This window comes from uncultured Methylophaga sp., assembly GCF_947259025.1.
GTDB lineage: Bacteria > Pseudomonadota > Gammaproteobacteria > Nitrosococcales > Methylophagaceae > Methylophaga.
This window is the reverse complement of sequence record NZ_CAMYKO010000006.1, coordinates 100,753-126,352: the sequence shown is the minus strand read 5'-3', so window position 1 is coordinate 126,352 and position 25,600 is coordinate 100,753. Positions and strand designations below refer to the sequence as shown.

Annotated in this window: 27 protein-coding genes and 2 tRNA genes; 15 read left to right on the top strand and 14 right to left on the bottom strand. The window is 52.1% G+C overall.

Translation table 11 applies throughout. From position 1 onward, the window contains the following. The first annotated feature begins 58 nt into the window (after positions 1-58). The 8 genes from mauB to napH are packed head-to-tail and all read left to right on the top strand — an operon-like array spanning position 59 to position 6,019. Positions 59-1,237 carry a methylamine dehydrogenase (amicyanin) large subunit gene (gene mauB, locus Q0X64_RS10615; RefSeq protein WP_297812563.1) on the top strand — a complete coding sequence of 393 codons (1,179 nt, stop codon included), beginning with the start codon at positions 59-61 and terminating at the stop codon, positions 1,235-1,237. A 3-nt stretch (positions 1,238-1,240) separates the two neighbouring features. Further along, positions 1,241-1,789, top strand: a complete 549-nt coding sequence (locus tag Q0X64_RS10610; protein WP_297812561.1) for a MauE/DoxX family redox-associated membrane protein — start codon at positions 1,241-1,243, stop codon at positions 1,787-1,789. A 22-nt stretch (positions 1,790-1,811) separates the two neighbouring features. Then, entirely contained in the window at positions 1,812-2,444 is a 633-nt protein-coding gene (mauD, locus tag Q0X64_RS10605) for a methylamine dehydrogenase accessory protein MauD (protein WP_297812558.1), read from the top strand. A 44-nt stretch (positions 2,445-2,488) separates the two neighbouring features. Beyond that, a complete protein-coding gene (gene mauA, locus Q0X64_RS10600) occupies positions 2,489-3,055 on the top strand; it encodes a methylamine dehydrogenase (amicyanin) small subunit (protein WP_297812554.1) in 567 nt (188 codons plus the stop codon). Between the two features lie 24 nt (positions 3,056-3,079). Beyond that, positions 3,080-4,084, top strand: coding sequence for a tryptophan tryptophylquinone biosynthesis enzyme MauG (gene mauG, locus Q0X64_RS10595; RefSeq protein WP_297812551.1), 1,005 nt, complete (start codon positions 3,080-3,082; stop codon positions 4,082-4,084). 5 nt (positions 4,085-4,089) lie between these two features. Further along, positions 4,090-4,455 (top strand): hypothetical protein, encoded by a 366-nt coding sequence (locus Q0X64_RS10590; RefSeq protein ID WP_297812548.1) that lies wholly within the window; start codon positions 4,090-4,092, stop codon positions 4,453-4,455. Between the two features lie 32 nt (positions 4,456-4,487). Continuing rightward, positions 4,488-5,171, top strand: a complete 684-nt coding sequence (napG, locus tag Q0X64_RS10585; RefSeq protein WP_297812546.1) for a ferredoxin-type protein NapG — start codon at positions 4,488-4,490, stop codon at positions 5,169-5,171. Positions 5,172-5,173: 2 nt separating this feature from the next. After that, positions 5,174-6,019 carry a quinol dehydrogenase ferredoxin subunit NapH gene (gene napH / locus Q0X64_RS10580; protein WP_297812543.1) on the top strand — a complete coding sequence of 282 codons (846 nt, stop codon included), beginning with the start codon at positions 5,174-5,176 and terminating at the stop codon, positions 6,017-6,019. A gap of 340 nt (positions 6,020-6,359) precedes the next feature. On the opposite strand, the gene azu is transcribed toward napH, so the two are convergent. From azu to Q0X64_RS10565, 3 genes are all read right to left on the bottom strand, one after another. After that, the gene (azu, locus tag Q0X64_RS10575; RefSeq protein WP_297812540.1) at positions 6,360-6,809 is read right to left on the bottom strand and encodes an azurin; all 450 of its coding nucleotides are present in this window, start codon (positions 6,807-6,809) and stop codon (positions 6,360-6,362) included. Positions 6,810-7,066: 257 nt separating this feature from the next. Further along, positions 7,067-7,143 (bottom strand) — tRNA-Arg (locus tag Q0X64_RS10570). A gap of 46 nt (positions 7,144-7,189) precedes the next feature. Then, a tRNA-Pro gene (locus tag Q0X64_RS10565) sits at positions 7,190-7,266 on the bottom strand. A gap of 141 nt (positions 7,267-7,407) precedes the next feature. On the opposite strand from Q0X64_RS10565, the gene folD reads away from it, so the two are divergent. After that, positions 7,408-8,265 carry a bifunctional methylenetetrahydrofolate dehydrogenase/methenyltetrahydrofolate cyclohydrolase FolD gene (gene folD / locus Q0X64_RS10560; protein WP_297812537.1) on the top strand — a complete coding sequence of 286 codons (858 nt, stop codon included), beginning with the start codon at positions 7,408-7,410 and terminating at the stop codon, positions 8,263-8,265. A gap of 207 nt (positions 8,266-8,472) precedes the next feature. Here folD and Q0X64_RS10555 read toward each other — a convergent pair whose 3' ends face one another. From Q0X64_RS10555 to Q0X64_RS10545, 3 genes are read right to left on the bottom strand one after another with little or no spacing between them, the layout of a single operon-like run. Then, a complete protein-coding gene (locus Q0X64_RS10555; protein ID WP_297812534.1) occupies positions 8,473-8,646 on the bottom strand; it encodes a hypothetical protein in 174 nt (57 codons plus the stop codon). 36 nt (positions 8,647-8,682) lie between these two features. After that, positions 8,683-10,071 (bottom strand): cysteine--tRNA ligase, encoded by a 1,389-nt coding sequence (gene cysS / locus Q0X64_RS10550; protein WP_297812531.1) that lies wholly within the window; start codon positions 10,069-10,071, stop codon positions 8,683-8,685. Then, positions 10,071-11,738: a glutamine--tRNA ligase/YqeY domain fusion protein gene (locus Q0X64_RS10545; RefSeq protein WP_297812528.1), complete on the bottom strand. Its 1,668-nt coding sequence runs from the start codon at positions 11,736-11,738 to the stop codon at positions 10,071-10,073. The genes cysS and Q0X64_RS10545 overlap by 1 nt, the downstream gene beginning before the upstream one ends. Before the next feature lie 143 nt (positions 11,739-11,881). Between Q0X64_RS10545 and Q0X64_RS10540 the strand changes: the two genes are divergently transcribed. After that, complete coding sequence (locus Q0X64_RS10540; protein WP_297812525.1) at positions 11,882-12,457, top strand: peptidylprolyl isomerase; 576 nt, start codon at positions 11,882-11,884, stop codon at positions 12,455-12,457. Between the two features lie 42 nt (positions 12,458-12,499). Next, complete coding sequence (locus tag Q0X64_RS10535; protein WP_297812522.1) at positions 12,500-13,255, top strand: UDP-2,3-diacylglucosamine diphosphatase; 756 nt, start codon at positions 12,500-12,502, stop codon at positions 13,253-13,255. Here the strand turns inward: Q0X64_RS10535 and Q0X64_RS10530 are convergent. The 8 genes from Q0X64_RS10530 to ffh form a co-directional block, all read right to left on the bottom strand. Beyond that, positions 13,241-13,954, bottom strand: a complete 714-nt coding sequence (locus Q0X64_RS10530; protein ID WP_297812519.1) for a DsbC family protein — start codon at positions 13,952-13,954, stop codon at positions 13,241-13,243. The genes Q0X64_RS10535 and Q0X64_RS10530 overlap by 15 nt on opposite strands. Before the next feature lie 8 nt (positions 13,955-13,962). Beyond that, positions 13,963-14,448 carry a YajQ family cyclic di-GMP-binding protein gene (locus tag Q0X64_RS10525; RefSeq protein WP_297812516.1) on the bottom strand — a complete coding sequence of 162 codons (486 nt, stop codon included), beginning with the start codon at positions 14,446-14,448 and terminating at the stop codon, positions 13,963-13,965. Between the two features lie 55 nt (positions 14,449-14,503). Further along, positions 14,504-15,415 carry a site-specific tyrosine recombinase XerD gene (gene xerD, locus Q0X64_RS10520; protein ID WP_297812513.1) on the bottom strand — a complete coding sequence of 304 codons (912 nt, stop codon included), beginning with the start codon at positions 15,413-15,415 and terminating at the stop codon, positions 14,504-14,506. Positions 15,416-15,504: 89 nt separating this feature from the next. After that, a complete protein-coding gene (rplS, locus tag Q0X64_RS10515) occupies positions 15,505-15,849 on the bottom strand; it encodes a 50S ribosomal protein L19 (RefSeq protein ID WP_297812510.1) in 345 nt (114 codons plus the stop codon). Positions 15,850-15,863: 14 nt separating this feature from the next. Further along, positions 15,864-16,619, bottom strand: a complete 756-nt coding sequence (gene trmD, locus Q0X64_RS10510; RefSeq protein ID WP_297812507.1) for a tRNA (guanosine(37)-N1)-methyltransferase TrmD — start codon at positions 16,617-16,619, stop codon at positions 15,864-15,866. Next, positions 16,620-17,138, bottom strand: coding sequence for a ribosome maturation factor RimM (gene rimM, locus Q0X64_RS10505; protein ID WP_297812504.1), 519 nt, complete (start codon positions 17,136-17,138; stop codon positions 16,620-16,622). It lies immediately after the preceding gene. Between the two features lie 19 nt (positions 17,139-17,157). After that, complete coding sequence (gene rpsP / locus Q0X64_RS10500) at positions 17,158-17,409, bottom strand: 30S ribosomal protein S16 (RefSeq protein ID WP_297812501.1); 252 nt, start codon at positions 17,407-17,409, stop codon at positions 17,158-17,160. Positions 17,410-17,520: 111 nt separating this feature from the next. Next, on the bottom strand, positions 17,521-18,900 hold the full coding sequence (gene ffh, locus Q0X64_RS10495; RefSeq protein ID WP_297812498.1) for a signal recognition particle protein: 1,380 nt from the start codon (positions 18,898-18,900) through the stop codon (positions 17,521-17,523). 142 nt (positions 18,901-19,042) lie between these two features. On the opposite strand from ffh, the gene ccsA reads away from it, so the two are divergent. From ccsA to Q0X64_RS10475, 4 genes are all read left to right on the top strand, one after another. Continuing rightward, positions 19,043-19,840: a cytochrome c biogenesis protein CcsA gene (ccsA, locus tag Q0X64_RS10490; RefSeq protein ID WP_297812495.1), complete on the top strand. Its 798-nt coding sequence runs from the start codon at positions 19,043-19,045 to the stop codon at positions 19,838-19,840. 8 nt (positions 19,841-19,848) lie between these two features. Further along, positions 19,849-21,132 carry an HlyC/CorC family transporter gene (locus Q0X64_RS10485; protein ID WP_297812493.1) on the top strand — a complete coding sequence of 428 codons (1,284 nt, stop codon included), beginning with the start codon at positions 19,849-19,851 and terminating at the stop codon, positions 21,130-21,132. A gap of 2 nt (positions 21,133-21,134) precedes the next feature. Further along, a complete protein-coding gene (locus Q0X64_RS10480) occupies positions 21,135-23,078 on the top strand; it encodes a hypothetical protein (RefSeq protein ID WP_297812490.1) in 1,944 nt (647 codons plus the stop codon). Positions 23,079-23,140: 62 nt separating this feature from the next. Continuing rightward, entirely contained in the window at positions 23,141-25,588 is a 2,448-nt protein-coding gene (locus Q0X64_RS10475; RefSeq protein ID WP_297812487.1) for an AsmA family protein, read from the top strand. Positions 25,589-25,600 lie beyond the last annotated feature (12 nt).

Sequence of the window (25,600 nt, the reverse complement as noted above, 5' to 3'; positions counted from 1 at the left end):
GCAGAGACGAATTTCAATCCTTAACGCTTTATAAACCAAAGAATAGTTTGGAGGAGATATGACACTATTTAATCTTAAATCAAAGCTGCGACAACAGGGTGTCGTCGGCGGTCTTGCCGCGGCAGCAATGATGACTGCTGCTTACCCGGCTTTCGCCGATATTCCTGTCGAAAAGATGACGCTGGAAGTGGCACCACCGAGTGACTCAAAACGCGTCTATGTCACCGATCCGGGTCACTTTCAAATGACCTCTCAGGTGTTCACCATCGACGGTAACAACAACAAGATCCTGGGTATGTCTGATGCCGGTAAACTGCCTCATGTGCTGCTCGGTGATAAAGGCAACTTTATGGCCATTGCCAATACCTGGTATGACCGTATCGCCCGGGGTAACCGTGATGACTATATCGAAGTCTTTGATACCCAGACCCACGATGTGACAGCAGACATTGATATCCCTGAAGGTCGCTTCCTGACCGCTGTCTTTACCCATATGGCAACGCTGAGTACTGATGACAAGCACATGATGTTCCAGCAGTTCTCACCGGTACCGGCTGTAGGTCTGGTTGACCTGGAACAAAACCAGTTCGTCAAAATGATGGACACACCGGACTGTTATCACTTGTTCCCGGCACCAGAACAGAACGTCTATATGCACTGCCGTGATGGTTCCATGCTGAGAATCAATTACGACGATGAGGGCAATTCAACTCAGACTCACAGCAAAGTGTTCCACCCGGAAGACAGCTATCTGGTCAACGAGCCTTATTACTCAGATGTGACTAACCGTCTGGTATGGCCCGATTACGAAGGTCGTATCTATCAGGCAAAACTGACCGCTGACGGTGCTGAGTTCATGGAGCCTATCGAAGTTTTCACTGAAGAAGAGAAAGCAGACAGGTGGCGTCCAGGTGGCTGGCAGTTAGTCACTGTTCACAACGACACTAATGAGCTGTACCTGCTGGCCGATCAGCGTGGCGAATTCACTCACAAAACGCCAAGCCGTTACGTGTTTGTGATTGATGCTGATACCGGTGAACGCCTGCGTAAGATGGAACTGAATCACGAAATCGATTCGATTGCTGTCACTCAGGACGACAAACCGTATCTGTTCGCCTTATCCGCTAACGAACAGACTCTGTACACCTTTGATGCCAAGACAGGTAAGAAAATCGGTGAAACGGCAGGACTCGGCCGCTATCCGCACATTCTTACCCTGCCCCAGGATAGCGAGTAAGTCATGAACTGGCTTACTAACGATCCTGCCCTGTCAGTACTGGCCACCCTTTTTGTGGGGCTGGTACTGGCGGTAGCGGCCATTTCCAAGCTGCGAAGCCCTGACGAGTTCCAGGGTGTGGTCGACAACTACCGTTTGTTACCAGGTTTTATGGTGAAACCGGTAGCCAGGCTTCTGCCCTGGGTCGAACTGGCGTGTGCTGCGGCGCTAATGATTCCGCCCGTGCGTGAAATGGCTGCTTGGGCAGCAGTGGGACTGTTTGTGATGTTCTCTCTGGCATTGGCTATCAATGTCGGCAGAGGCCGAACCCATATCGACTGCGGCTGTGTAAGACGTCCGACCAGTCGGAGCCGCATTGGCATGTTCCATGTGCTGCGTGCGCTCTTTCTTGCCGGCGTCAGCACTTTCATCGCCATGAGTTCACTGGAAGTCGCCAGTGTTCCCCTCGCATCCTGGCTCATCGCTGCCGCTGCGGCAGCCATGCTCGCCATGCTCTATGTAGCTGCTGATGTGATGGTGGGACTGCCGAATTCCCGCGAATCAAGAACTTAATTTTTTACTGAGGAAATTCACAATGAGTATCGATATTCTTGTTGCTTCAAATGTGCTGCTGTGGGCCGCTTTCCTGGCTTTGGCTGCATTGATGGTCGGTGTTATCCGACAAATTGGTCTGCTGCATGAACGTTCAGCACCGCTGGGCGCGATGATGGTGGATCACGGACCCGAAATCGGTGACAAATCACCGGTCTTCAACGTTAAAACCTTCACCGATGAAAAAGACTTGCTGGTCGGTCGCGCTATCACGCCGGGACGCCCAAGCCTGTTGATGTTCACCGGTCCTTCCTGCCCGGTTTGTGCCAAGCTGCTGCCAATCATTCGTGATGTCGCAGCAACAGAGGGGGCAGACGTCATTCTGATTAGTGACGGTACCGCTGCTGAACACCGCGAATTCCTCAGCAACCACCCGCTGAAAGATGAGTATTACGTGAACTCACCAGAGATTGGTATGCGCTACCAGGTTTCGAAAGTGCCTTACGGCGTACTGCTGGATGCCGATGGCGTGATCAAAGGCAAAGGCCTGTGCAACACCCGTGAACATGTTGAAAGCCTGTTTGAAACGGTTCGGCTGGGTCACGCTTCACTGCAGAGCTACCTCAAAGACAGCTCTACCGCTAAAGAAGTGGCAGTGGGCGAGCAACTGCACTAATCATTGATTTGAGAGTAGAACCAAAAATATAACGGAGAAGGCAAATGACAAAGAAATTAGGATTTGACGCTGCTATTGAAAAACTGAGCCGTCGTACCGCTAACAAAACCGGTCGACGTGGTTTTGTCGGCAAACTGGGTGGCTTCCTGGTAGGCGCCACTTTGCTGCCCTTGTTACCAGTTGATCGTCGTGGTCGTCTGAAAGAGGCTCATGCTGCGGATGCCAGTAACCTGGATGCAGCCAGAGCCGGTTGGCAGCCACAGGATCAGGACCCGCAAGCCTGTGACTACTGGCGTCACTGTTCTATCGACGGTAACGTTTGTGACTGCTGTGGCGGTACGCTGACTTCCTGTCCTCCGGGCACCAGCCTGTCCCCCAGTTCCTGGGTTGCCAGCTGTTATAACCCGGGTGACGGTCAGACCTACCTGATCGCTTACCGTGACTGCTGTGGTAAGCAAACCTGTGGTCAATGTGCGTGTCTGAACACAGAAGGTGAGCTGCCGGTTTACCGTCCTGAGTTCTCTAACGACATCGTATGGTGCTTTGGTGCAGAAAATGATGATATGACTTATCACTGCACTATCTCACCAGTTGTTGGTAAAGCCAGCTAAGTTGGCCTGAGGCATTCTCTTATCATGAAGATCAGAAGCCTCGTCATGTTGGCATGCACGGTATTGTCCGTGCATGCCAGTTTGGCCGATGACAAAATCAAGCGGAGTGACTATCATCGTCCCGAAGCCATTCCGGCTCCGGCATCTAATCCGCTCACTACAGAAAAAACGACGCTGGGGAAAACCCTGTTTTTTGACGCGCGTTTGTCCCGAGATAAAGGTATGTCCTGTGCGACCTGCCACTCACCGGATCATCGCTGGAGCGATGGCCGTGTTGTGCCGCTGGGTTCTGAAGAACTCGAGCAGCCAAGACGAACGCCCACGGTCATGAACAGCGCCTGGCTAACAGCATTAATGTGGGATGGCCGTGCCAACTCACTGGAAGCACAAGCAGTGCTTCCTATCACTACGCCGCATGAAATGAACTACAACATGAAACAGTTGGTTGAGCGGCTGGGTGAAATCAAAGGTTATCAGCCGCTGTTTGAGGCGGCCTATGGCGATGCTGAGATTAATACGCAGCGAATTGCCATGGCGCTTGCCACTTTTCAACGCACGCTGGTGTCCAATATTTCAAGCTTCGACCGTTGGGTAGAAGGCGATGAACAGGCTATCAGTACCAGTGCACAACGCGGTTTTGAGCTGTTCAACGGTAAAGCACAGTGCGCTGCCTGCCATAAGTCTTGGCGTTTCACCGATGACAGCTTCCACGATATCGGTCTGGATAGTCCGGATCTGGGACGTGGTAAAGCGATACCGGTGGAGGTGACGATAATGCAACATGCCTTTAAAACACCGACATTGCGTGATCTGCCTGAAAACGGACCCTATATGCATGACGGTTCGATGACCGATCTGGAAGCAGTGATCAAACACTATGAAGACGGCGGGATTGAGAGGCCCAGCCTGTCCAAGGAAATGAAGCCGTTTGAACTCACTGAACAGCAACGAGCCGATCTGATTGCCTTTCTGAAAACGCTGGATGGCGGCCCATTAGCTGTTGAACCACCTGCATTACCTAAGGAGTAGTCGTCGTGAGCAGCGAACACAAACGTTGGTTGATGGGCCTGGCGCTTATCATCACCACACTCCTCTCAATGAGTGCCAGTGCCGCCGGGCAGGTGAGCGACTCAGCGCCGGTGGTTCACAATATGTCTCTGACCCACCATGATTTTGAAGACTGGTCGTTCACCCCTAGCGCCAATGACACACTGGCGATCACTAATAAATCTGATGTCGCACACAGTATTTATATCACCTACCCCGACGGCACTGTGGTGAATCTGGATGTACAACTTCCGGGGGAAACCTTCACCTGGACGATTCCTGAAGCAGGTGATTATGTGCTGCAGTGCTGGATTCATCCCGTCATCCGATCAGAAATGACAGTGTCTCCCTAGCGTTTTTGCAGTTTGTCTGCAGGAGTGTCTTTATGGCTGAACAAAAACAGAACAGCATGGTTAAGCTGGAAGACCCGGCAAAACGGGAAACCTTCCGCCAAATATTCAAACGCTTTGGCGTGGTGCTGGTCGGGAGTATTATCGGTCAGTCGATGATCCTGTCCCGGCCGTCACGTGCGGCAGAGGCATTGCGTCCACCAGGTGCATTGCCGGATCTTGACTTCGACTCCTCATGCATCCGCTGCGGTTTGTGCGTTGAGGACTGCCCGTACGATATTCTTAAACTCGCCAGTTGGGCTGATCCTGCCCCTCAGGGCACACCCTTTTTTGTGGCGAGGGAAGAACCTTGCCGCATGTGTAAGGATATCCCCTGTGCCAAGGCCTGTCCCACCGGCGCCCTGGATCGTCACATGACCGATATCAAAAAAGCCGATATGGGCGTGGCGGTGCTGGTCGACCATGAAACCTGCCTCAATTACAAAGGCATGACTTGCAGCATTTGCTGGCGGGTGTGTCCGATTCGCGACGAGGCCATCACGCTGGAACCTATTGAGTCTGAAACAGGTAGGTTGCTCATCCCCACCGTACATTCCGATACCTGCACTGGCTGCGGTACCTGCGAAAAACATTGCGTATTGTCAGAAGCCGCTATCCGGGTATTACCGCGTGAACTGGGCCTGGGCCTGTCAGGCAGGAACGCAGTAGGAAGGAGTTAGCCATGCTAGCGCGCTTTGGTCGAAGCCTTTACCGGCATCGCTGGCTGTTAATGCGCCGTACGGTGCAGATCAGCATTTTATTAGCATTTATTGTTCAAATACCGGGCTACGGTAAAATTGCACAAGGCAACTTATCCTCCAGCATCTTGTTCGGTGAACTGAAGCTGACCGATCCCTTTATTCTGCTTCAGTCTTTTTTTGCTGGCTCCTCGATCGCACTTCCCGCTTTGCTGGGGGCTATCATCGTGGGCGGCTTTTATGCTTTTTTAGCCGGCAGGCTTTATTGCAGCTGGGTTTGCCCCATCAATTTATTAACCGATCTGGCTTACTGGTTACGTAAAAAATTCAAGATCAAAGGCAATATGAGCCTGTCTCGCAGTCTGCGTTTATGGATATTGGCATTATCGCTGGTCTTGTCTTTGCTGGGCGGCACTTTGGCCTGGGAAATCGTCAACCCAATCACTCGATTCCAACGTGAATTGATGTGGTTTTCCCTAAGTGGTGCCATGTTGCTCGGCAGCTTATTTCTCTTTGATTTATTTGTCAGTCGCCGCGCCTGGTGCGGGCATCTTTGTCCGGTAGGCGCCTTTTATGGTCTGCTGGGTCGCTATGGTCGGCTCAAAGTCACGGCGACCCCGACCGAAAGCTGCGATAGCAGTGGCTGTTCACGCTGTGTCGCTGTCTGTCCTGAACCGCATGTGCTCGCACCAGTGGTCGCCAAACAGGCACAATCTGTCACCTCAGGTGATTGCACCCGTTGCGGCGCCTGTCTTGATGAGTGTCATGAAGGTTCACTGTCGATGAAGCTGGACTTGGTGGGAATGGTTAGTAAAAAGACTGATCAATAGGGCTGTAAAAACAGGCCCCTTACCACTACTTTTTGCCGCTGATTCTGCAATAGCCTTATGGCACTTCTATAGTGCTGGTAATGACAGCCAGTTCAAGTCAATTGTGGAGCAGATAGCTTTGACATCACTTCGCAGGCTAGCTTGAAACGCTCTTTCCCGCTCGTTTTCAGCCTACAGCATCGTCGTGAATAGATCCGCTGTGATGACTGACATGCAGGCGGTTGGGGAGTGAGATGGGTGTTTTCTTGTGGTCGCCAGAAAGCGGCCTAGAAGCGGTCAGAAAAAAGATAAAGGTGGGTGGCGCTAACCACCACACCCTTATCCAGGGGTAAAACAGCGATTAGTCTTCTAACTTCAAGCTGCCACGCATCATAAATGTATGACCCGGGAATGAGCAGAAGAAGGTGTAGTTTTCACTGGCGTCTAATGCACTCACGTTAAACGTTGTAGAGGCACTTTCACCACCACCGATGATTGGCGTGTAAGCGATAACACGGTCATCATCTTGTTGAAGAAAGTTATTTTCAATGCCTTTGGTCGAGCCAGCCTGGGCCACCGCATTGACATCTGCTGTCTTGGACAAAACCCAGTTATGGCCGAGCCCTTCTTTAGACATTTCGCCAGTGTGTTTGAAGTTAACAGTAAACTCTTCACAATCAGACGGAACACTAATCGCTTTTGTATCGTAAGCCCATGTATCACCGGCAGAAACGTCTACTTCACAGGTGTTTGCACTGGCTAAGTTGGGTAATGCAAAAGCCAAAGGGATAAGAAAATAAGAAAAACGCATATTAACTCCAAAAAAAATACCAATCAGGACGATTAAGTGTAATAGCGGTATTTAAAAGGCAGTAGCAAAAATGCGCATTGATCACGTGCAGGGACGCTGATTGACTGTTCTTTATGAAGCCCAACGACAAATATGGGTCGTGGTAGCTTCTCTGTTTGAATAAATTTGCCGAAACGAGGCCAGAATTATTCGACCAGTGCAGAAGGTGTGGAGGACGCCATAACAATGAAAGGGTTCAGTGGAGGCGTATGGAGATGTGGCGCGCCCGGCAGGACTCGAACCTGCTACCCTCGGCTTAGAAGGCCGATGCTCTATCCGGATGAGCTACGGGCGCATGGAGTTTTCTGTCTAAGCGAGGATTATGAAATAAGGTTAGGAAGTGGTCGGGGCAGAGAGATTCGAACTCCCGACCCTCTGGTCCCAAACCAGATGCGCTACCAGACTGCGCTATGCCCCGACTTATTTCGAAGACGTCATCCCCGAAGAAGCCGAAATGATACGTCCTTACCCCAGAGGAGTCAATCTCTGATTTGATATTTTTTGCTGTTCCGGCTGCATCATGCGATCATAAGCGCTTTTGCATGACCGGGAACCCTGAATGAGCGCCAAGATTATTGATGGCAAGGCTGTCGCTGCCGATCTTAAACAACAACTAAAACAGGCCACCGAGGCAAGGATTGCAGCAGGCAAACGCCGTCCCGGTCTGGCTGTTGTACTGATTGGTGACAACCCGGCATCAAAAGTCTACGTAGGCAGCAAACGCCGTAGCTGTGAGGAAATCGGCTACAAATCGGTCGCTTATGATATGCCGGATAACACCAGCCAGGATGAACTGCTGGCGCTCATCGACCAACTCAACGCCGATGATGAAATTGACGGCATTCTGGTACAACTCCCTCTACCCCAGCATATTGATGGTGAAACCGTTATCGAGCACATCGCGCCTCATAAAGATGTCGATGGTTTTCACCCCTACAACATAGGCCGGCTTGCCCAGCGTATGCCGGTTTTGCAGCCCTGCACCCCCAAAGGCATTATCACTCTGCTGAAAAGTACCGGTGTCGATCTGAAAGGGCAGGAAGCGGTGGTAGTCGGGGCTTCCAATATTGTGGGCAGGCCGATGGCTTTGGAATTATTGCTGGCAGGTTGCACCACCACGGTTTGTCACCGCTGGACCACCAACCTGGAAGAACAGGTCAGACGTGCTGACGTGCTGGTTGTCGCGGTCGGCAAGCCCGGCTTTATTCCCGGCGACTGGATTAAACCCGGTGCCATCGTGATTGATGTCGGTATCAATCGTCTCGATAACGGCAAGCTGACCGGTGATGTTGATTTCGAAGGGGCGAAGGAAAAAGCGTCATGGATTACGCCCGTCCCCGGTGGCGTCGGCCCCATGACGGTGGCGACCCTGCTGGAAAACACCCTGTTTGCGGCAGAGCAGCTGCATAATCAGTAGGGATTAGGGCACAGAGTTACCAGTATCAAGGTCAGACTCTGTCAAAGAAACTTTCGCGCCCCAGAGATGCCTCCACTGTGGTCGGCATGACAGCGCGTTGTCATCCTGAGCCTACCGAAGGATCTGACTCCCTGTTAGAGATGCCTCCACTGCGGTCGGCATGACAGCGCTGTGTCATCCTGAGCCTGCCGAAGGATCTTTACCGACTCAAAGATGCGGATTACCCTGCACAAAGTGATAAAAACTCACTATGGCAGTGACGATTAACAGCAGACCGCCAAAGACGATGATATAGACAGCAGCGCTCATAAAAAACCGAGAAAGCCGGGTATCCTGCTTGAATAGCTTCTTCCAGATGCTGTTTTTCGAATTCGCACTCATCGTCAAATCTTTTTTCTTGATTACATGCCTGAAAGGTTAACGACGCCGCCAACTGGTCTTGCCAGCTGAATCCTCGAGCACAATGCCCCTATCAGTGAGTTGGTCACGAATCTCGTCGGCACGGGCCCAGTTTTTATCCGCCCGGGCCTGGTCCCGCTCAGCGACCAGCGCATCAATCTCCGTGGCCTCATCATCTGAGTCGACATCGCCCACCAGGAAGGCATCGGCATCCTGCTGGAACAGCCCCAACACATCACCGAATGAGAGCAACAGGCCGGCATAATAGCCAGCTTTGTCATCGCCCTGCTCCAGGGCCTTGTTCAACGCCTGCCGTACATCGGCCATCACAGATAAAGCCAACGCGGTATTAAAGTCATCATCCATCGCTTCTTTAAAGCGTGATGCAAACTCTTCGTCGTTATGCCAATCAACATCGGACTGTGGCTCAATATCACGCAGCGAGGTGTAAAAACGGGTCAGCGCCGCCTTGGCCTGCTCCAGTTGATCCTCGGAATAATTCAGGGGGCTGCGGTAATGACTGGAGAGAATAAAGTAGCGCACTGCTTCGGCGGGGTAATTGGCCAGTACTTCGCGCACGGTGAAAAAGTTACCCAAGGATTTGGACATCTTCTCATCATCAATGCGAACAAAGCCGTTATGCATCCAGTAGTTCACCGACTGGCAACCATGCGCACCCTCGGACTGGGCAATCTCATTTTCATGATGCGGGAACTGAAGGTCCTGGCCACCGCCATGAATATCAAAGTGTTCGCCCAGGCAATGCGCGGACATCGCCGAACATTCGATATGCCAGCCGGGACGACCGCGGCCCCAAGGCGAGTCCCAAGCGGGTTCGTCAGCCTTGGCAGCTTTCCATAATACGAAGTCCAGTGGATCGGTTTTGGCTTCATTGACGGCAACCCGCTCACCGGCGCGCAGTTCATTCACATCGCGGCCGGACAATTTGCCGTAATCGGCAAACTCACTGACATCGTAATAGACATCACCGTTGTCAGCTTTATAGGCCAGGCCTTTATCGATCAGCGTTTCAATCATCGCCAGCATTTCATTCATCGACTCGGTGGCTTTGGGCTCCAGATCCGGCCGCAAAACGCCCAGCGCTTCAGCATCCTTGTGCATCTCATCAATATAGCGCTCTGTCAGCGCGGTAATGCTTTCACCATTTTCTGCAGCCCGCTTGATGATCTTGTCGTCAATATCGGTGATATTGCGCACATAAGTCACGTCATAGCCGACAGCACGCAGGTAGCGGGTGACCACATCAAACACCACCATCACCCGGGCATGACCAACATGACAGAGGTCGTACACGGTCATACCACAGACGTACATATTGACCTTGCCTGGCTGCAAAGGCGTGAATTCTTCTTTCTGTTTAGACAGGGTGTTGTGAATTTTCAGCATTACTTACTTTTTGAATCTCTTAAACCAATGGTCATATTGAATACCGGCGTAGCAGCGCTGTGATCATAGCGGTCACTGACAAAATAGCCTTCGCGTTCAAACTGGAAAGCGGTTTCCGGTTCACAGTCCACAATAGCAGGCTCGGCAAGGGCCTTAATCACCTGTAAAGAATCAGGGTTCACATCATCCAGATAATTACCGGTCTGTTTGCCCGGCGCTTCCGCAGTGAATAACCTGTCGTATAAGCGCAGCTCGACTTCTTTACCCTGCGTCGCTGACACCCAGTGAATCACGCCACGTGGCTTCATTTCCGGCGGTGGGTTCTGGCCTACGGTATCGGGCACCAGTGAGGCGATGACTTCAATCACTTCACCCTGGTCATTTTTAATAACCTCATCGGCCTTGATCACATAAGCACCACGCAGACGCACAAAATCCCCGATCACCAGGCGCTTGAACTTCTTGCGGCTCAGCGTGGTGTCTTCGGTGAAGTCCGACGCATCAATATAAATGGTGTTGGTGAATGGCAAGGCACGCTGGCCCATCTCTTCCTTTTGCGGATGATTGGGGACATCCAGCCATTCCACATCGTCAGCCGCGTTGCTAATGGTGACTTTAAGCGGTTTGAGCACGCACATGGCACGCGCAGCGTTTTCATTGAGATCACTGCGGATCTCGAATTCCAGCTGCGCAATATCCACCACACCGTCGGTTTTGGCGACCGCCAGACCGTTGCAGAATTCACGCAGCGCCGCCGGGGTAAAGCCGCGTCTTCTCATTCCGGAAATGGTGGGCATTCTGGGGTCATTCCAGCCATGCACAATATGTTCATCGACCAGTTGTTTCAGATTACGCTTACTGGTGACTGTGTAATTGATATTGAGCCGGCCGAACTCGTACTGTTTGGGTTTGGAAGGCACCGGCAGGTTTTCGATAAACCATTCATATAAAGGCCGGTGATCCTGGAATTCCAACGTGCAGATACTGTGAGTCACGCCTTCAATCGCATCACCCTGACCATGCGCAAAATCGTAGCTGGGATAGATACACCATTTATCGCCGGTCTGATGATGGGCTTTTTTACGAATGCGGTACAGAATCGGATCCCGCAGGTTCATATTAGGCGAGGCCATATCGATTTTGGCGCGCAATACACAAAAACCTTCCTCGAACTCGCCCTGCTTCATTTTTTCAAACAAAGCCAAGTTCTCGTCAATGCTGCGCTCACGGTATGGCGACGGCTTGCCCGGTTTGGTGGCCCAGCCGCGATATTCACTGGCCTGTTCCGGCGTCAGATCGCAGACATAGGCTTTACCTTGTTCAATCAGGTGCACAGCCCAGTCATAAAACTGATCGAAATAATTCGAGGCATAGCGCACCTCGCCCGCCCACTGGAAGCCCAGCCACTGCACATCTTCCATGATGGCCTCGATATATTCCTGCTCTTCCTTGGCCGGGTTGGTGTCATCAAAGCGCAGGGTGCAGTCGCCACCGAACTCTTCAGCCAGGCCAAAGTTCAGGCAAATCGACTTGGCATGACCAATATGCAGATAGCCATTGGGTTCAGGCGGGAAACGGGTGACGACTTTTCCGCTTAACCTGCCACTATCAATGTCTTCCTGAATAATGGGCCGTATAAAATTATGGTTCGCAGCTGATTCCGACATACCGAATGATCAATTTCCGTAAAAACGCGCATTATACGCTTTCAGCCCTGTCGGGTCACAGCGCTGTTTGACGAATGCTGGTCGCTTGAATCTTTGAGATGCTCTATCATGACGATTTTGACTGATTTCGGACGCAAACCATCATGAAACTGTTCTATCGCCATCTCGCCCCCCTGTTTTTCGCTTCTTTTTCGCTGGCGGCAAATGCTGAAAGCGCGACATCGCCTCAGGTTCAGCTGGAAACCAGCATGGGCAACATCGTTATTGAACTTAACCGGGACAAAGCCCCAGAGACTGTTGCCAACTTTATCAGCTATGTCGAAGACGGTTTTTATGACGGCACCATCTTCCACCGTGTGATTGAAAACTTCATGGTTCAGGGCGGCGGCTTTGATCAGAACTTCCAGCAAAAACAGACCAAAGCACCGGTCCAGAATGAGGCCGATAATGAGCTCAGCAACAAACGCGGCGCCGTTGCTATGGCTCGCACCAATGATCCGCATTCCGCTACCGCGCAGTTTTTTATCAATACCGTCAATAATGACTTTCTGGATTTCAAAGGCAAAACACCTAGCGGCTGGGGTTATGCCGTCTTCGGTGAAGTCGTTGAAGGCATGGATGTGGTCGATAAAATCCGTGAAGTCGAGACCACCATGCGTGGTCCGCACCAGGATGTGCCTGCCGAAGATATCGTGATTATTAAAGCCAGCGTGCTCTAGTCCGACTTGCCCTGCCTGCATCCCGCGGGCAGGGCTCTTATCATGCGCAGACTGTTTATTTCCGATCTTCATCTGAGCCCAGCTCGTCCAGAGCTCACGCAACTGGCCTGTGACTTTCTGTCTCAGCAGCAGGGCAAAGTGGATGAGCTCTATATCCTCGGCGATATATTCAATACCTGGCTGGGCGATGACCTGGTGCCGGTGGAGTTCAACACCTTTGTCGATGAGCTGAAGCAGCTGACGTCGTCCGGCATTAAATTATTCCTGATGGTGGGCAACCGCGATTTTATGCTGGGCAAGACGTTTGCTGCTGAGGTGGGTGGCACACTTATCGAAGATGGTTATCCGCTAACTCTGGGCCAGCAAAAAGCACAGCTGATGCACGGCGACAGTCTGTGCATTGACGATATCAGCTATCAGCGTTATCGGCGGGTGGTCAGGAACCGCTTTTTACAGTGGTGTTTCCTCAGGCTGCCAGCCCGTTTCCGCAATAATATCTCGGATCAGATCATTGCCAAGAGCCGCCAGAAAAAGCAAAGTAAAACCGCGATGATTATGGATGTGAATCAGGGCGAGGTGCAGCGCTATATCAGTGAACAAGATATTGAGCTGCTGATTCATGGCCACACCCACCGGCCAGCCATACATCAGGTCGAATCTTTCAATGGGCGAAGCGCTTACCGGGTCGTGTTGGGTGACTGGACTGATAAAGTCAGCTACCTGCTGGCCGATGATCAGCAACTGACGTTACATGATCATCGGCTGCCGGAAAGCAAACAAAGCTTAAGACTGGCCTGATTCCTCAAGAATTGTTTTCAGCCGCTGCGGTGGCACATAACCGGGCAGCATCTGCCCGCTTTCCAGGAAGATCGCCGGTGTCCCCTGGACACCCAGCTGGCGGCCAGTGTTGAACTCCGCTTCCACTGGGTTGCTACAGGTTTTAGTGTCCAGTTCTTCACCTGCTTTGGCGCGGGTCATCGCATCCTGACGATCCTCATGACACCAGACAGTCACTGCATCATCATAAGATTCCGAGCCGATGCCACCGCGGGGGTAAGCCATATAGCGAATACGGATCCCCAAATCCTGATACTTTTCGATTTGAGAGTGCATCTTACGGCAATAAACACAATCAATATCGGTAAAGACGGTCAGGGTGTGCTCAACCTCATCCGGCTCGAAAATGATCATGTCTTTTTCATCCAGACCATCAATGATGCCTTTACGCAGGCTGACTCTGCGCTGTTCGGTGAGGTTAGTTTTTGATTCCAGTGATACAAGTTCGCCCTGCATCACATAGCGGCCATCGGCAGTGAAGTAAATAATCTCGCCGTTGATGACCGCCTCATACAGGCCGGTATCACCAACCGCTTGCAGGCTGTCGAAATTGATATCCGGCAGGTTTTGTTTGAGTTGCTGTTTCAGATCATCGATCTCGGCTGCCTGAGCCGGTGCCAGCCACAGCAGCGGCAGCAGTATCAAAATTTGTTTGAGCATTTAATTTCCTAGTCTCTGAAGTTATTAAACTGCAACGGCATATCGATGCTGTCATCATCTTTAAGCATGGCCATCACCGCCTGCAGATCATCACGCTTTTTGCCAGTCACGCGCACGCTTTCACCCTGCACGGCGGCCTGCACCTTGATTTTGCTCTGTTTGACCAGTTTGACGATTTTACGCGAGAGATCCTTATCGATGCCTTCACGCACGATCACATCCTGCTTGCGCATTTTGCCGTGACCCACCGACTCCTTGATTTCCAGACAGGTCAGTTCGATACCCCGTTTGACCAGTTTCAAACGCAGGATATCCAGTAATTGCTCCAGTTGAAAATCACTGTCGGCTATCAGGGTGAGCACTTTGTCCGACTGTTCGACGCTGGCCTCGGTTCCGCGGAAATCAAAGCGGTTACGTAGTTCGCGATTGGTCTGATCAACCGCGTTGGTCAGTTCGTGTTTATCGACTTCGGAAACAATATCAAAAGAAGGCATGGCCGCTCCGGCTAATTAATTTGAGCGGCAAGTTTAACACCCGTCACAGACATCGTCAGCCGCGCGGATGATGCTCACCATGCAGTTGCTTTAGGCGCGCTTTGGCAACATGGGTATAAATCTGTGTAGTCGAAAGATCGGAATGCCCCAAGAGCAGTTGCACCACCCGCAGATCAGCACCGTGATTCAACAGATGGGTGGCAAAGGCATGCCGCAGCGTATGCGGGGATAAAGGCTTATCGATATGCGCCTGACTGGCATAACGCTTGATCAGATACCAGAACGCCTGACGGGTCATCGCTTTACCACGGCGGGTGGGGAAAAGATCATCGGTGACCTGGCCGTTCAATACCCCCGGCCGGCCCTCAATCAGATAGTCCTGCAGCCAGTCCAGTGCCACTTCACCCACCGGCACCAGGCGTTCCTTGTTGCCCTTACCGATACAGCGGATCAGGCCCTGACGGGTATTGACCTGCTCCTGTTTCAAAGAAACCAGTTCCGATACCCTCAGACCCGTGGCATAGAGACACTCGAGCATAGTGCGGTCACGCAGCCCCAGCGGATCGGTGATATCAGGCTGGGCCAGCAAATCTTCCACTTCCTGCTCGGTCAGGCTATCCGGCAAGGGTTTGCCCAGACGCGGCGATTCCAGCTGCGCAGTGGGATCACTGTCGCGAAGTTCTTCTCTTATTAAATAACGGTAAAAGCGTCTTAATGAGGATAACAGCCGGGCTTCACTGCGAACCTTGCGTCCCTCACGCATGCGCTGACTCTGGTAGCGCTGGATATGCTGCTGGGTGGCGGCAGCGAGATCGACATCAAACTGACTGAGCCAGCCGGCAAAAGCCAGTAAATCACGCCGGTAGGCTTCCACTGTATTCTCGCTGAGGCCCGACTCCAGCCACAGACTGTCGAGAAATTGCTGCAAATGGCGGCTGGGTTCTGCTTTGACTTGCTGTTCGCTCATAGTGCCGTCAGATTAGCAGCCAGCAACAAAAAAGGGCAGTGGAAAACCACTGCCCTTTTTGGCTTGCAGACTTGGCGTCGTTCGGAAACTTACAATTTTTCCTTGATACGCGCTGCTTTACCGGTCAGGTCACGCAGATAGTACAGTTTAGAACGACGAACATCACCACGGCGTTTCACCTTGATGCTGGCGATAGTCGGGCTGTGAGTCTGGAATACACGCTCTACGCCCACACCGCTGGAGATTTTGCGGACAGTGAATGCAGAGTGCAGACCACGGTTGCGTTTGGCAATCACAACACCTTCGAACGCCTGTTCACGCTCACGATCGCCTTCTTTGATTTTGACATTGACTATTACAGTGTCGCCTGCTGTAAATTCAGGGACATCCTGTTTCAATTGTTCAGCGTTAAGCTGTTCGATAATGTTACTCATTGTTCAACTCCCAACTAATCCTGCCCGCTCTCGGCAATAAACTCTTCTAATAGCGCCTGCTGCTCATCGGTCAATGTTTTATCTGCCAACAAGTCAGGTCGTCGCAACCACGTTCGTCCCAAGGACTGTTTCAGGCGCCACTTGCGAATCGCTTCGTGGTCGCCCCCCAGCAATACCCCGGGTACTGACTGGTCAAATAATTTTTCCGGTCTGGTGTAATGCGGGCAATCCAGCAGGCCTGCCATGAAGGAGTCCTGCTCAGCAGAATTTTCATCCCCCAGTACACCGGGTAATAATCTGGCGACACCGTCAATCATGACCATAGCTGCCAGTTCACCACCACTGAGGACGTAGTCACCAATCGACCATTCCTCATCAATCTGTTTTTCAATCAGGCGTTCGTCAATACCTTCGTAACGCCCGGCAACCAGAATCAGTTTATTTCTGCTTGCCAGCTGTTTCAGCGCCTGCTGATCCAGCTTTTTGCCCTGTGGTGACAGGTAAACCACCTTGGCGTCGTCACCCATTTGCTGCCTGGCTGCGTCAATCGCATCATTCAGCGGGGCGACTTTCATCACCATGCCGGGTCCACCACCGTAAGGCCGGTCATCCACTGTGCGATGCCGATCCCGGGTAAAGTCCCGCGGGTTCCAGAATGTCAGGTCCAGAATGCCCTGACTGACGGCCCGGCCGGTCACCCCGTACTCGGTAATCGCATCAAACATTGGCGGGAACAGAGAAATGACGCCCAGGCGCATGCTCTGTCCCATTTAATAATCTTTGCCCCAGTCAACCTGTATTAATTGCTGCTCCAGGTTCACCTGCTTGACCACTTCATCCAAAACAAATGGAATCAGCCGATCTTTGTCCTGGTCATCCGCTTTCACCACCAGCACATCATTGGCGCCGGTTTCCAGCAGATGATCAACTTGGCCCAGTGCATCGCCCTCCAGGTTTTCCACCCTGAGGCCAATCAGGTCTGCCCAGTAAAACTCATCATCAGCGGCAGGTTCCAACTGGTCTTTGCGGATCGCCAGTTCAGCACCAATCAGCGGCTGAACCTGATCCCGGTCGGTCACATTGCTAATGCCCATGACCACACCTTTTCCCTGCACATGTCCACCGGACAATTTGATTTCCACCCACTCTCCCTGTCGTGACAGAAAAAGCGGTGAATACTGCAGGATATTGGCGCGTGGCTCGGTGAAGGAATACACCTTGACCCAGCCTTTGACACCAAAGGCGCCGGATATTTTACCTACCGGGATAAACTCCTCGGATGTTGCCATACCCGCACCTGTACTTTATTTATGCAGCCGCTTTTTGTGCTTCTTCAATCAGCTTGCCAACACGCTCTGATGTCTGTGCACCTTTGCTGACCCAGTGGCTGACACGTTCCAGGTCAACACGTAGTCTTTCTTCCTGACCACGTGCGATAGGGTTGAAGAAACCAATACGTTCAATGTAGCTACCGTCGCGCTTGCTGCGAGAATCAGTCACGACAATGCCGTAGAAAGGACGCTTTTTAGCGCCGCTGCGAGTCAATCTAATTGTTACCATATTCTTTATGCCCGTTGAAAACTGGATCGGAAAACCGTCGTATTTTACGCAAGTCTCCCGGGTTTGCAAAGTCTTTGTTCAGTCGTTAAAAATCCTGTGGCTGCAGGCGGCCTAGAATGGCATGCCACCGCCGCCCATTCCACCCATGGGGAATTTGCCGCCCATGCCTCTCATCAGCTTGGCCATGCCACCTTTAGACCCCATTTTTTTCATCATTTTCTGCATCTGGCTAAACTGCTTGAGCAGGCGGTTCACATCCTGAATCTGGGTGCCACTGCCGGCAGCGATGCGTTTCTTCCGCGAACCTTTAATAATATCAGGCCGACGGCGCTCTTTGGCAGTCATTGAATTAATAATGGCTTCCAGCTTGGACATTTCCTTGTCGTTAACCTGATTTTTGGCGGCATCCGGAATATTGGCCATGCCCGGCAATTTGTCCAGCATGGAACCGATGCCGCCCATATTGCTCATCTGCCGCAATTGTTCGCGGAAGTCATCGAGATCAAAGCCTTTGCCTTTCTTGAGCTTTTTGGCGAGCTTCTCTGCCGAGTCGACATCCATCTTGCGCTGGGCATCTTCGACCAGCGACAGCACGTCGCCCATGCCCAGAATTCTCGATACCACACGGTCGGGGTGGAAGGTTTCCAGCGCTTCGGTTTTCTCACCGATACCCATGAATTTAATCGGCTTACCGGTAATGTGGCGAATCGACAAGGCCGCACCACCGCGGGCATCACCATCGGTCTTGGTCAGAATCACACCGGTCAGCGGCAAAGCATCATTAAAGGCCTTGGCAGTATTGGCGGCATCCTGACCGGTCATGCTGTCGACGGTGAACAGCGTCTCAATCGGATTGATAGCGGCGTGGATCTGTTTGATCTCGTCCATCATCGCATCATCGATATGCAAACGGCCGGCGGTATCGATAATCACTACATCGACATAATCACGCTTGGCCTGCGCTATCGCATTGTTGGCAATATCAACCGGATTCTGGTCAGACTGGCTGGGGAAAAAACTGGCTTCCACTTCACCTGCCAGTGTTTCCAACTGGTCGATCGCTGCCGGACGGTAGACGTCGGTACTGGCGACCATCACCGATTTGCGATCCTGTTCTTTCAGGTAACGCGCCAGCTTGGCAACACTGGTGGTTTTACCGGCACCCTGCAGACCCGCCATCAGGATCACAGCCGGCGGCTGGGTATTCATATTGAGGCCCGGGTTGGCCTCGCCCATCACGGCAACCAGTTCGTCGTTGACGACTTTGACCAGCGCCTGTCCGGGCGTCAGGCTGCGTAAAACATCCTGCCCCATGGCACGTTCTTTAACACGGCCGATAAACTCACGCACCACCGGCAACGCGACATCGGCTTCCAGCAAAGCCATGCGCACTTCGCGCAGCGTCTCTTTTACATTGTCCTCAGTGATTCGGCCCTGGCCACGAAGCTTTTTAAGCGTGCCTCCCAGCCTGTCACTTAAACTGTCAAACATAGATCACCTTGATGGTTGGCGGACTTGCGCCAATGAATATTGCTTTAAAGACATAGTATAACTGATATATTCTTGCTATCGGGATGACATCGTTTATCATTGCCGGGTTAACTTCAGATAAGTCGCCAGGGACCGATTGTTTATGGCCATTGCCAACGCGCTCGCCTTTTTACTCTATTTAAGCAGCAGCGCCATTCTTATCCGCCGCTTTGCGCAGCCGGATTCGTCAACAGCAAAAGCCAGCTTGCCTGTTGGCATACTCATTATTATGGCTTTGCTGTTCCATGCTACCGATATTGTGTTCACCGTGGAGGCTGCCGGTGGCTGGAACCTGGGCTTGTTCACCACTTTTTCCATTATCACCTGGCTGATGGCGCTGATTGCTCTGATCGTCGGCAGTCGCCTGCCACGCACCCACCCTGGTATTGTGATTTATCCCCTGGTGGCACTGAGCCTGATTCTCAAGGTTGAGTTGCCATCATCGCAGACTTCAGCATTATCAGATCCGGCTTTGGAATGGCATGTATTGCTGTCTCTGGCCGCCTATAGTCTGTTCATGCTGGCTGCCATTCAGGCCATTATCCTGGCAGTGCAGGAAAAGCAACTTCGCCAGCATCATGTTGCCGGTCTTATCCGTAAACTGCCACCGCTGCAGACCATGGAAACCGCGCTGTTTCAACTCATCATCACCGGCTTTTGCCTGCTGACGCTGGGTCTGGTGACCGGGCTGATGTTTGTTGACGACCTGCTGGCTCAGCACCTGATGCATAAAACCGTGTTGTCGGTGATTGCCTGGTGCGTCTTTGCTGCCTTGCTCTGGGGTCGACTGCGTCACGGTTGGCGCGGCAGAACCGCCGTAAAATGGACACTGGTCGGTTTTTCCTTTCTGTTGCTTGCTTACATGGGCAGCAAATTCGTCCTCGAATATCTGGTGAACTGAAATAACTCATGCTCGAAGAGACTTCATTATTAGTCCTGTTTCTGGTTTTATTTTTCCTGCTGTTTCTGTCTGCTTTTTTCTCCAGTTCTGAAACCGCCTTGATGTCGCTCAACCGCTACCGGCTGCGGCATCTGGAACAGGAGGGACACCGAGGTGCGATCATTGCCAGCCAACTGCTCAACCGTCCAGATCGGCTGATCGGTCTGATCCTGCTGGGCAATAACTTCGTTAATATCCTGGCCTCGGCGATCGCCACGGTAATCGGCATCAAGTTGCTGGGCGAAAACGGTATTGTCGCCGCCACCTTTGCGCTGACGCTGATCGTGTTGCTGTTTGCCGAAGTCACCCCCAAAACCCTGGCGGCTTTGCACCCGGAACGGGTCGCCTTCCCTGCCAGCTTCCTGCTGAAACCGCTGTTATTCGTATTGTATCCACTGGTCTGGTTTACCAACGGCATCACCAACCGGATGGTGCGGATGTTCGGCGTCTCCCCGGAAGAAGCGGCGACCAGTGCGATTAACACTGAAGAATTACGCGTCGCGCTGATGGAAGCCGGCAGCATGATCCCCACCCGCCACAAAGACATGCTGATGAGCATCCTGGACCTGGAGAAGGTCACGGTGAACGATGTCATGGTGCCGCGCAACGAGATCGAAGGGCTGGATATCAATACCCCGTTTGCCGATATCGTCAAACAACTGTCCCACTGCGGCCATACCCGCCTGCCGGTGTATGAAGACACGATGGATAACATTGTCGGCATTCTGCATCTGCGTAAGGCGCTGCATTTGATTACCCAGGACAACCTGACCCCAGAGACCCTGCGCAGCATTATTAAAAACGCCTACTTCGTTCCGGAAGGCACGCCGCTCAATACTCAGTTGATCAACCTGCAGCGCAACCGCCGTCGCACCGGTCTGGTGGTGGATGAGTACGGTGACCTGCAGGGGCTGATTACGCTGGAAGATATCTTTCGCGAAATTGTCGGCGAGTTCACTGCCGACACTATTGATGAAGATAAAGATATCCATCCCCAGGAAGACGGTAGCTACCTTATCAACGGCACTGCCAATATCCGCGAAATCAATCGCAACAATGACTGGGAGCTGCCCACCGACGGGCCCAAAACCATCAATGGTCTGGTACTGGAACATCTGGAAAGCATTCCCGATCCGGGCGTCAGTATTCGCAAAGGCAATTACGTTATCGAGGTCGTACAGACCGCTGACAATGCCATTAAGACCGTCCGCATGCGACACATCATGGAAGAAGCAGGCAGAGAGGATGAATAGCCGTGTCAGTACTTCGTCTCAAGCTCTGCGGCCTTAACGACAGCGACCAAGCCTCGCTGCGGTCGATGCTGAGACTGTCGGCCGATCGGCTGTCTGCCGAGTGGCAAATCGTTGATGAGGGGCCTGCCGACCTGGAGATTTACAGCTTTGACAGCGATGCCGGCCAGCAAGCCTGGAAGCAGCGCTCGCAGGCTTTGACTGCCCTGTTAAGTAACAGTGTCCAGGTGTCACAGCCAGTTGATATCGTGCTCAGGAAGCCTCTTCGCAAATCTAACTTTGCAGATGCGCTCAACCTGGTAGAAGAAAAAATCCGACTGCAGCTTAATGCCAAACAGAAAGCGCCTGATCAGCCTGAAAACTCGCATGGGCAGCGTCACTCGCTTGGCCCGCTGTTAAACAAGCTCAAATTCCGGCGCAAACCCGCCGCCAACCTGCCCCGGCTGGCATTTCTCCATGGCCAGCCAGCTCAAACCCACAGCCACACAGATACCATCAAAGATCCGGCCTTGCTGCAGACCTGGGCCAATCAGTTAACACGCAACCCCAGACAGAAAGCCGCCACCCTGTTAAAAAACCTGCAGCCACTCTGCGCACTCAAGCTCAAACCCTTGCTGCAGTTGCAATTACTCGATGTTTACCGCTCGGCGATAGATGATTTGCTTTTCAGTCGCGATATTTCCACGGTACAGCACGACTTCAACAGCAGCGGGAGCGATAAACTGAAAAACATTCACTGTACGTATGAGTTGTTAAACCTGCTGTCTGTCGGCTATCGGCAGATAGCTGCGCATTTTTATCAGCGGGGTCAGACACCGACCTCCAGTAGCATGCTGTTGCTCAGTCTCAATCGCAGTGCTGAACAACAGGCCCTGCTGATTCTTTATGCCTATCAGCTTTATCACAAAGTACCGGATGCGGCGTGGCGCCAATTACATCAGCTTTATCTTTACCAGGAACAGGCCGGCACCTGCCGAAGCAGCGTCAACTTCAAAGATCAGTTCCACAGCCGCAGCCTGTTTGATATTTACGGTCAAATTGTGCTGACCGCGCTGGCCGATCCCTATCGCTTGCCGCGGTACGACGTGCTGCGTCTGTTTCAACTGATGGCGCAATTCACCGACAAGATTGAAACTCAGCATCTCAGCCTGAAACAAATCAACACCACCAGTAATTTCCTATTGACCGGTCATTTCTGTATTGATGTCGATAGTGATGAGCCGCCACAGGCCATGGTGATGACGGACAAGCGTATACGTGAGAAAGCCACAACCCGCCTGCTCAATACACAACCTGCGCTGCTTTATATCGAAGATTTGTTCAAACACGCCCGCGACCGCACCCATGCTTCACTGGATACTGAACTGCGCTTGCTCAAGGCCATTATCCCGCACCTCAATACCACTTATGAGCGCCGCTATCACCGCATCAGCAGCGGAAAGGCTCGCTGGGTGCAGATAGCGCATGGTATCAATGCGATTCATCAGAGTCTGGGCGGTACCATGATCCATGCATTGCCCTGGCAGCTCGACAATCAGAGCAGTATTGGGCTTATGGCTAAAACCAAAAGCGATGGCTGTTATCCCCTGACCATTGGTGATTTTGTCGGTATTTTTGAACAGGATTTCAGTGTGAAGCTCGCCACTATAAAGTGGCTGTTTATCGATATGGAAGATCAGACCCATATTGGCGTTGAACTGATCCCGGGTAAACCGCTTCCGGTATTCTGCACCCCGGACGGAGAAGCCGAACAGCACCCTGCACTTATATTACCCGGCGACAAACCCGGTGATGCCGCCCTGATAACAGAAAAAGGGCTCTACTCTCCCAAACGACGGCTGAGAGTCAAAGATCATGGTGAGCCCTATCTGATTACCGCCAGTGGTATGATAGACAGTACGCTGGATTATGAACTTTTCAGCTTCAACTATCCTCCAAGCGGTTCATAAAGCCTCTTTATTGTCCTATCATGGATAGTTCAACAGGATTAATCTAACAACGGAATATTTATATGCGTCTTGCCCTGAAACTGATTTTTGCTCTGATTCTGATCGTTGTTGCCGGTCTGATTGCATTGCCTTTTGTGGTCGACCCCAATGACTATAAAGACGAAATCTCAACCCAGGTTGAGAAAGTTACCGGCCGTAACCTTACCTTGCAGGGCGATATCGGCCTGTCGGTATTTCCCTGGATTGCATTGGAACTCGGTCCGCTCTCTCTGAGTAATGCCGAGGGCTTCAAATCCGACTCCTTCGCCAAGGTAGAAGCCGCCGAGATCCGCATTAAACTGATGCCGCTGCTGAAAAAGCAACTGGAAATGGACACCGTCGTGCTGGACGGTCTGGTGCTGAATCTGGAAACCGACAAAAACGGCAAAACCAACTGGGAAGACCTGACCAAGTCGGCTGAAGAAGATCTGACTGAAAGCAAGCCTGAAGAGGATAAAGCCAAATCGGGACCGGCCTTGTCTGGCGTCAGTATTGCCGGAGTGCAACTCAACAATGCCAATATTCTTTGGTCGGATGCCTCCAAAGGTGAAAGCTACCAGCTGCGTAACCTCAATCTGAACACCGACCCGCTGGTGCCGGGCGAACCCACCGCTGTAGAGATGGCCTTTGATCTCATCAGCGCCAAGCCCGAAGCCAAAGCTCACGTCACCCTCGACAGCAATGTCATGGTGGATATGGAAAATCAGCAATATGCGCTGAGCGATCTGTCTTTCACCACCCTGGCCGAAGGCAAAGCCCTGCCATTCAGCCAGGCTGACATTAGTCTCAAAGGTAATGTTCAGGCTGATATGGTCAAGCAACTGGTTTCAGTAAGCGGACTGAATCTGAATGCCAAAGCCAGCAATGACAAGCAGAATATTGATGCCAACCTGACTGCTGAGGTCAACAGTAACCTAGCCACCCAGCAGACCAGCATCAGTGATCTCAAGCTCACAGCGGATATCGCCGACCCGGCGTTGCCCGGTGAAAAAGCCAAACTGGAACTCACCAGTAATGTCAGCGCTGATCTGGAACAGCAGACTTTGACCCTGTCTGCCCTTTTGCTCAAACTTGAAGACTTGGTCATGCAGGGCGATATCAAGGCCAACAAAATCCTGGGTGACAACCCTGCTTTTGCCGGCAACATTCATGTTCAGCCTTTCAGCCTGCGTAAACTGGCTGGTGATATGAATATCGAGCTGCCGCCTATGGCCGATAACAGCACACTGGAAAAAGTGGAGCTGAAAACTGAATTGGCAGGCACAGCCAACTCGGTCAATGCCAAGCAACTGGATGTGACGCTTGATCAGAGCAAACTGACCGGTCAGTTTGCCATTAACAACTTCAGCCAGCCGGCCTTTAATTTCAAACTCAACCTGGACCAGATTGATGCTGATCGTTATCTGCCACCGGTTGAGGAAGGTGAAGCCAAAAAACCTGCCAAAGATACTGCACCAAAAGCGGCTGAGGGTGGCGGTGAATTACCACTGGAAGCCCTGCGTCAGATCAACGCTAAGGGCAGCATTGATATCGGCAAGCTGAAAGCGACTGGCCTCACCAGTGAAAACATTCACGTCACTATCAATGCCGCCGACGGCCTGGTAAAGCTGTCACCGATGCGCGCTGATCTATATCAGGGTCAGTACAACGGTAATGTTTCTCTGGATGCCCGCGGTGATAAACTCATGCTGGCTATTGATGAGAACATCAAAGGCATTCAAGCCGCGCCATTGCTGCAGGATATGACCGGCAAAGCGCAAATCAGCGGCACCGCCAATGCCAATGCCAAATTGACCGGCACTGGTGCCAGCGTGGATGAGATCAAACAAACACTCAGCGGTAACGGCGGTTTTGCTTTCACTGATGGTGCCCTTAAAGGCATTAATATTGCCGGTGCTATCCGCAAGGCCAAGGCCGCTTTGTCAGGTCAGAAAGTCGCAGATTCTGAAGGCCCGGTTCAGACTGACTTCTCTGCTTTAAGTGGCACATTCACTGCTAAAAACGGTCTGATTGATAATCAGGATCTGGCACTTAAATCACCGCTATTGCGCGTCAGTGGTGCCGGCCAGGCCAGCCTGCCCAAAGAAACCATCGACTACAGCCTGAAAGTCGCCGTTGTCGGGTCTATCAGCGGTCAGGGCGGTAAAGAGTTGGCCGAACTCAAAGGCCTGACCATTCCGGTGAAAATCGGCGGCACCTTCAGCGAGCCCAAGCCAACGGTGGATCTGGCCAACCTGGTCAAGGATAAAGCCAAGCAGGAAATAAAAGCCAAGGCTGAAGAAAAAATCAAAGAAAAGCTGGGCGATGATGTTGGCGCCCTGCTGGGCGGCGCACTGGGCAGCAAGTCAGCCTCTGAAGCTGAAGATTCAGCCGAGGGTGAGAGCACCGGAGAGGAAGCCGCCGCCGAAGACAAAAAGCCGGAAGATAAAGTCAAAGACGCCGTTAAGGACAAGCTGAAAGACTTTTTCTGATCCCTCATTTCT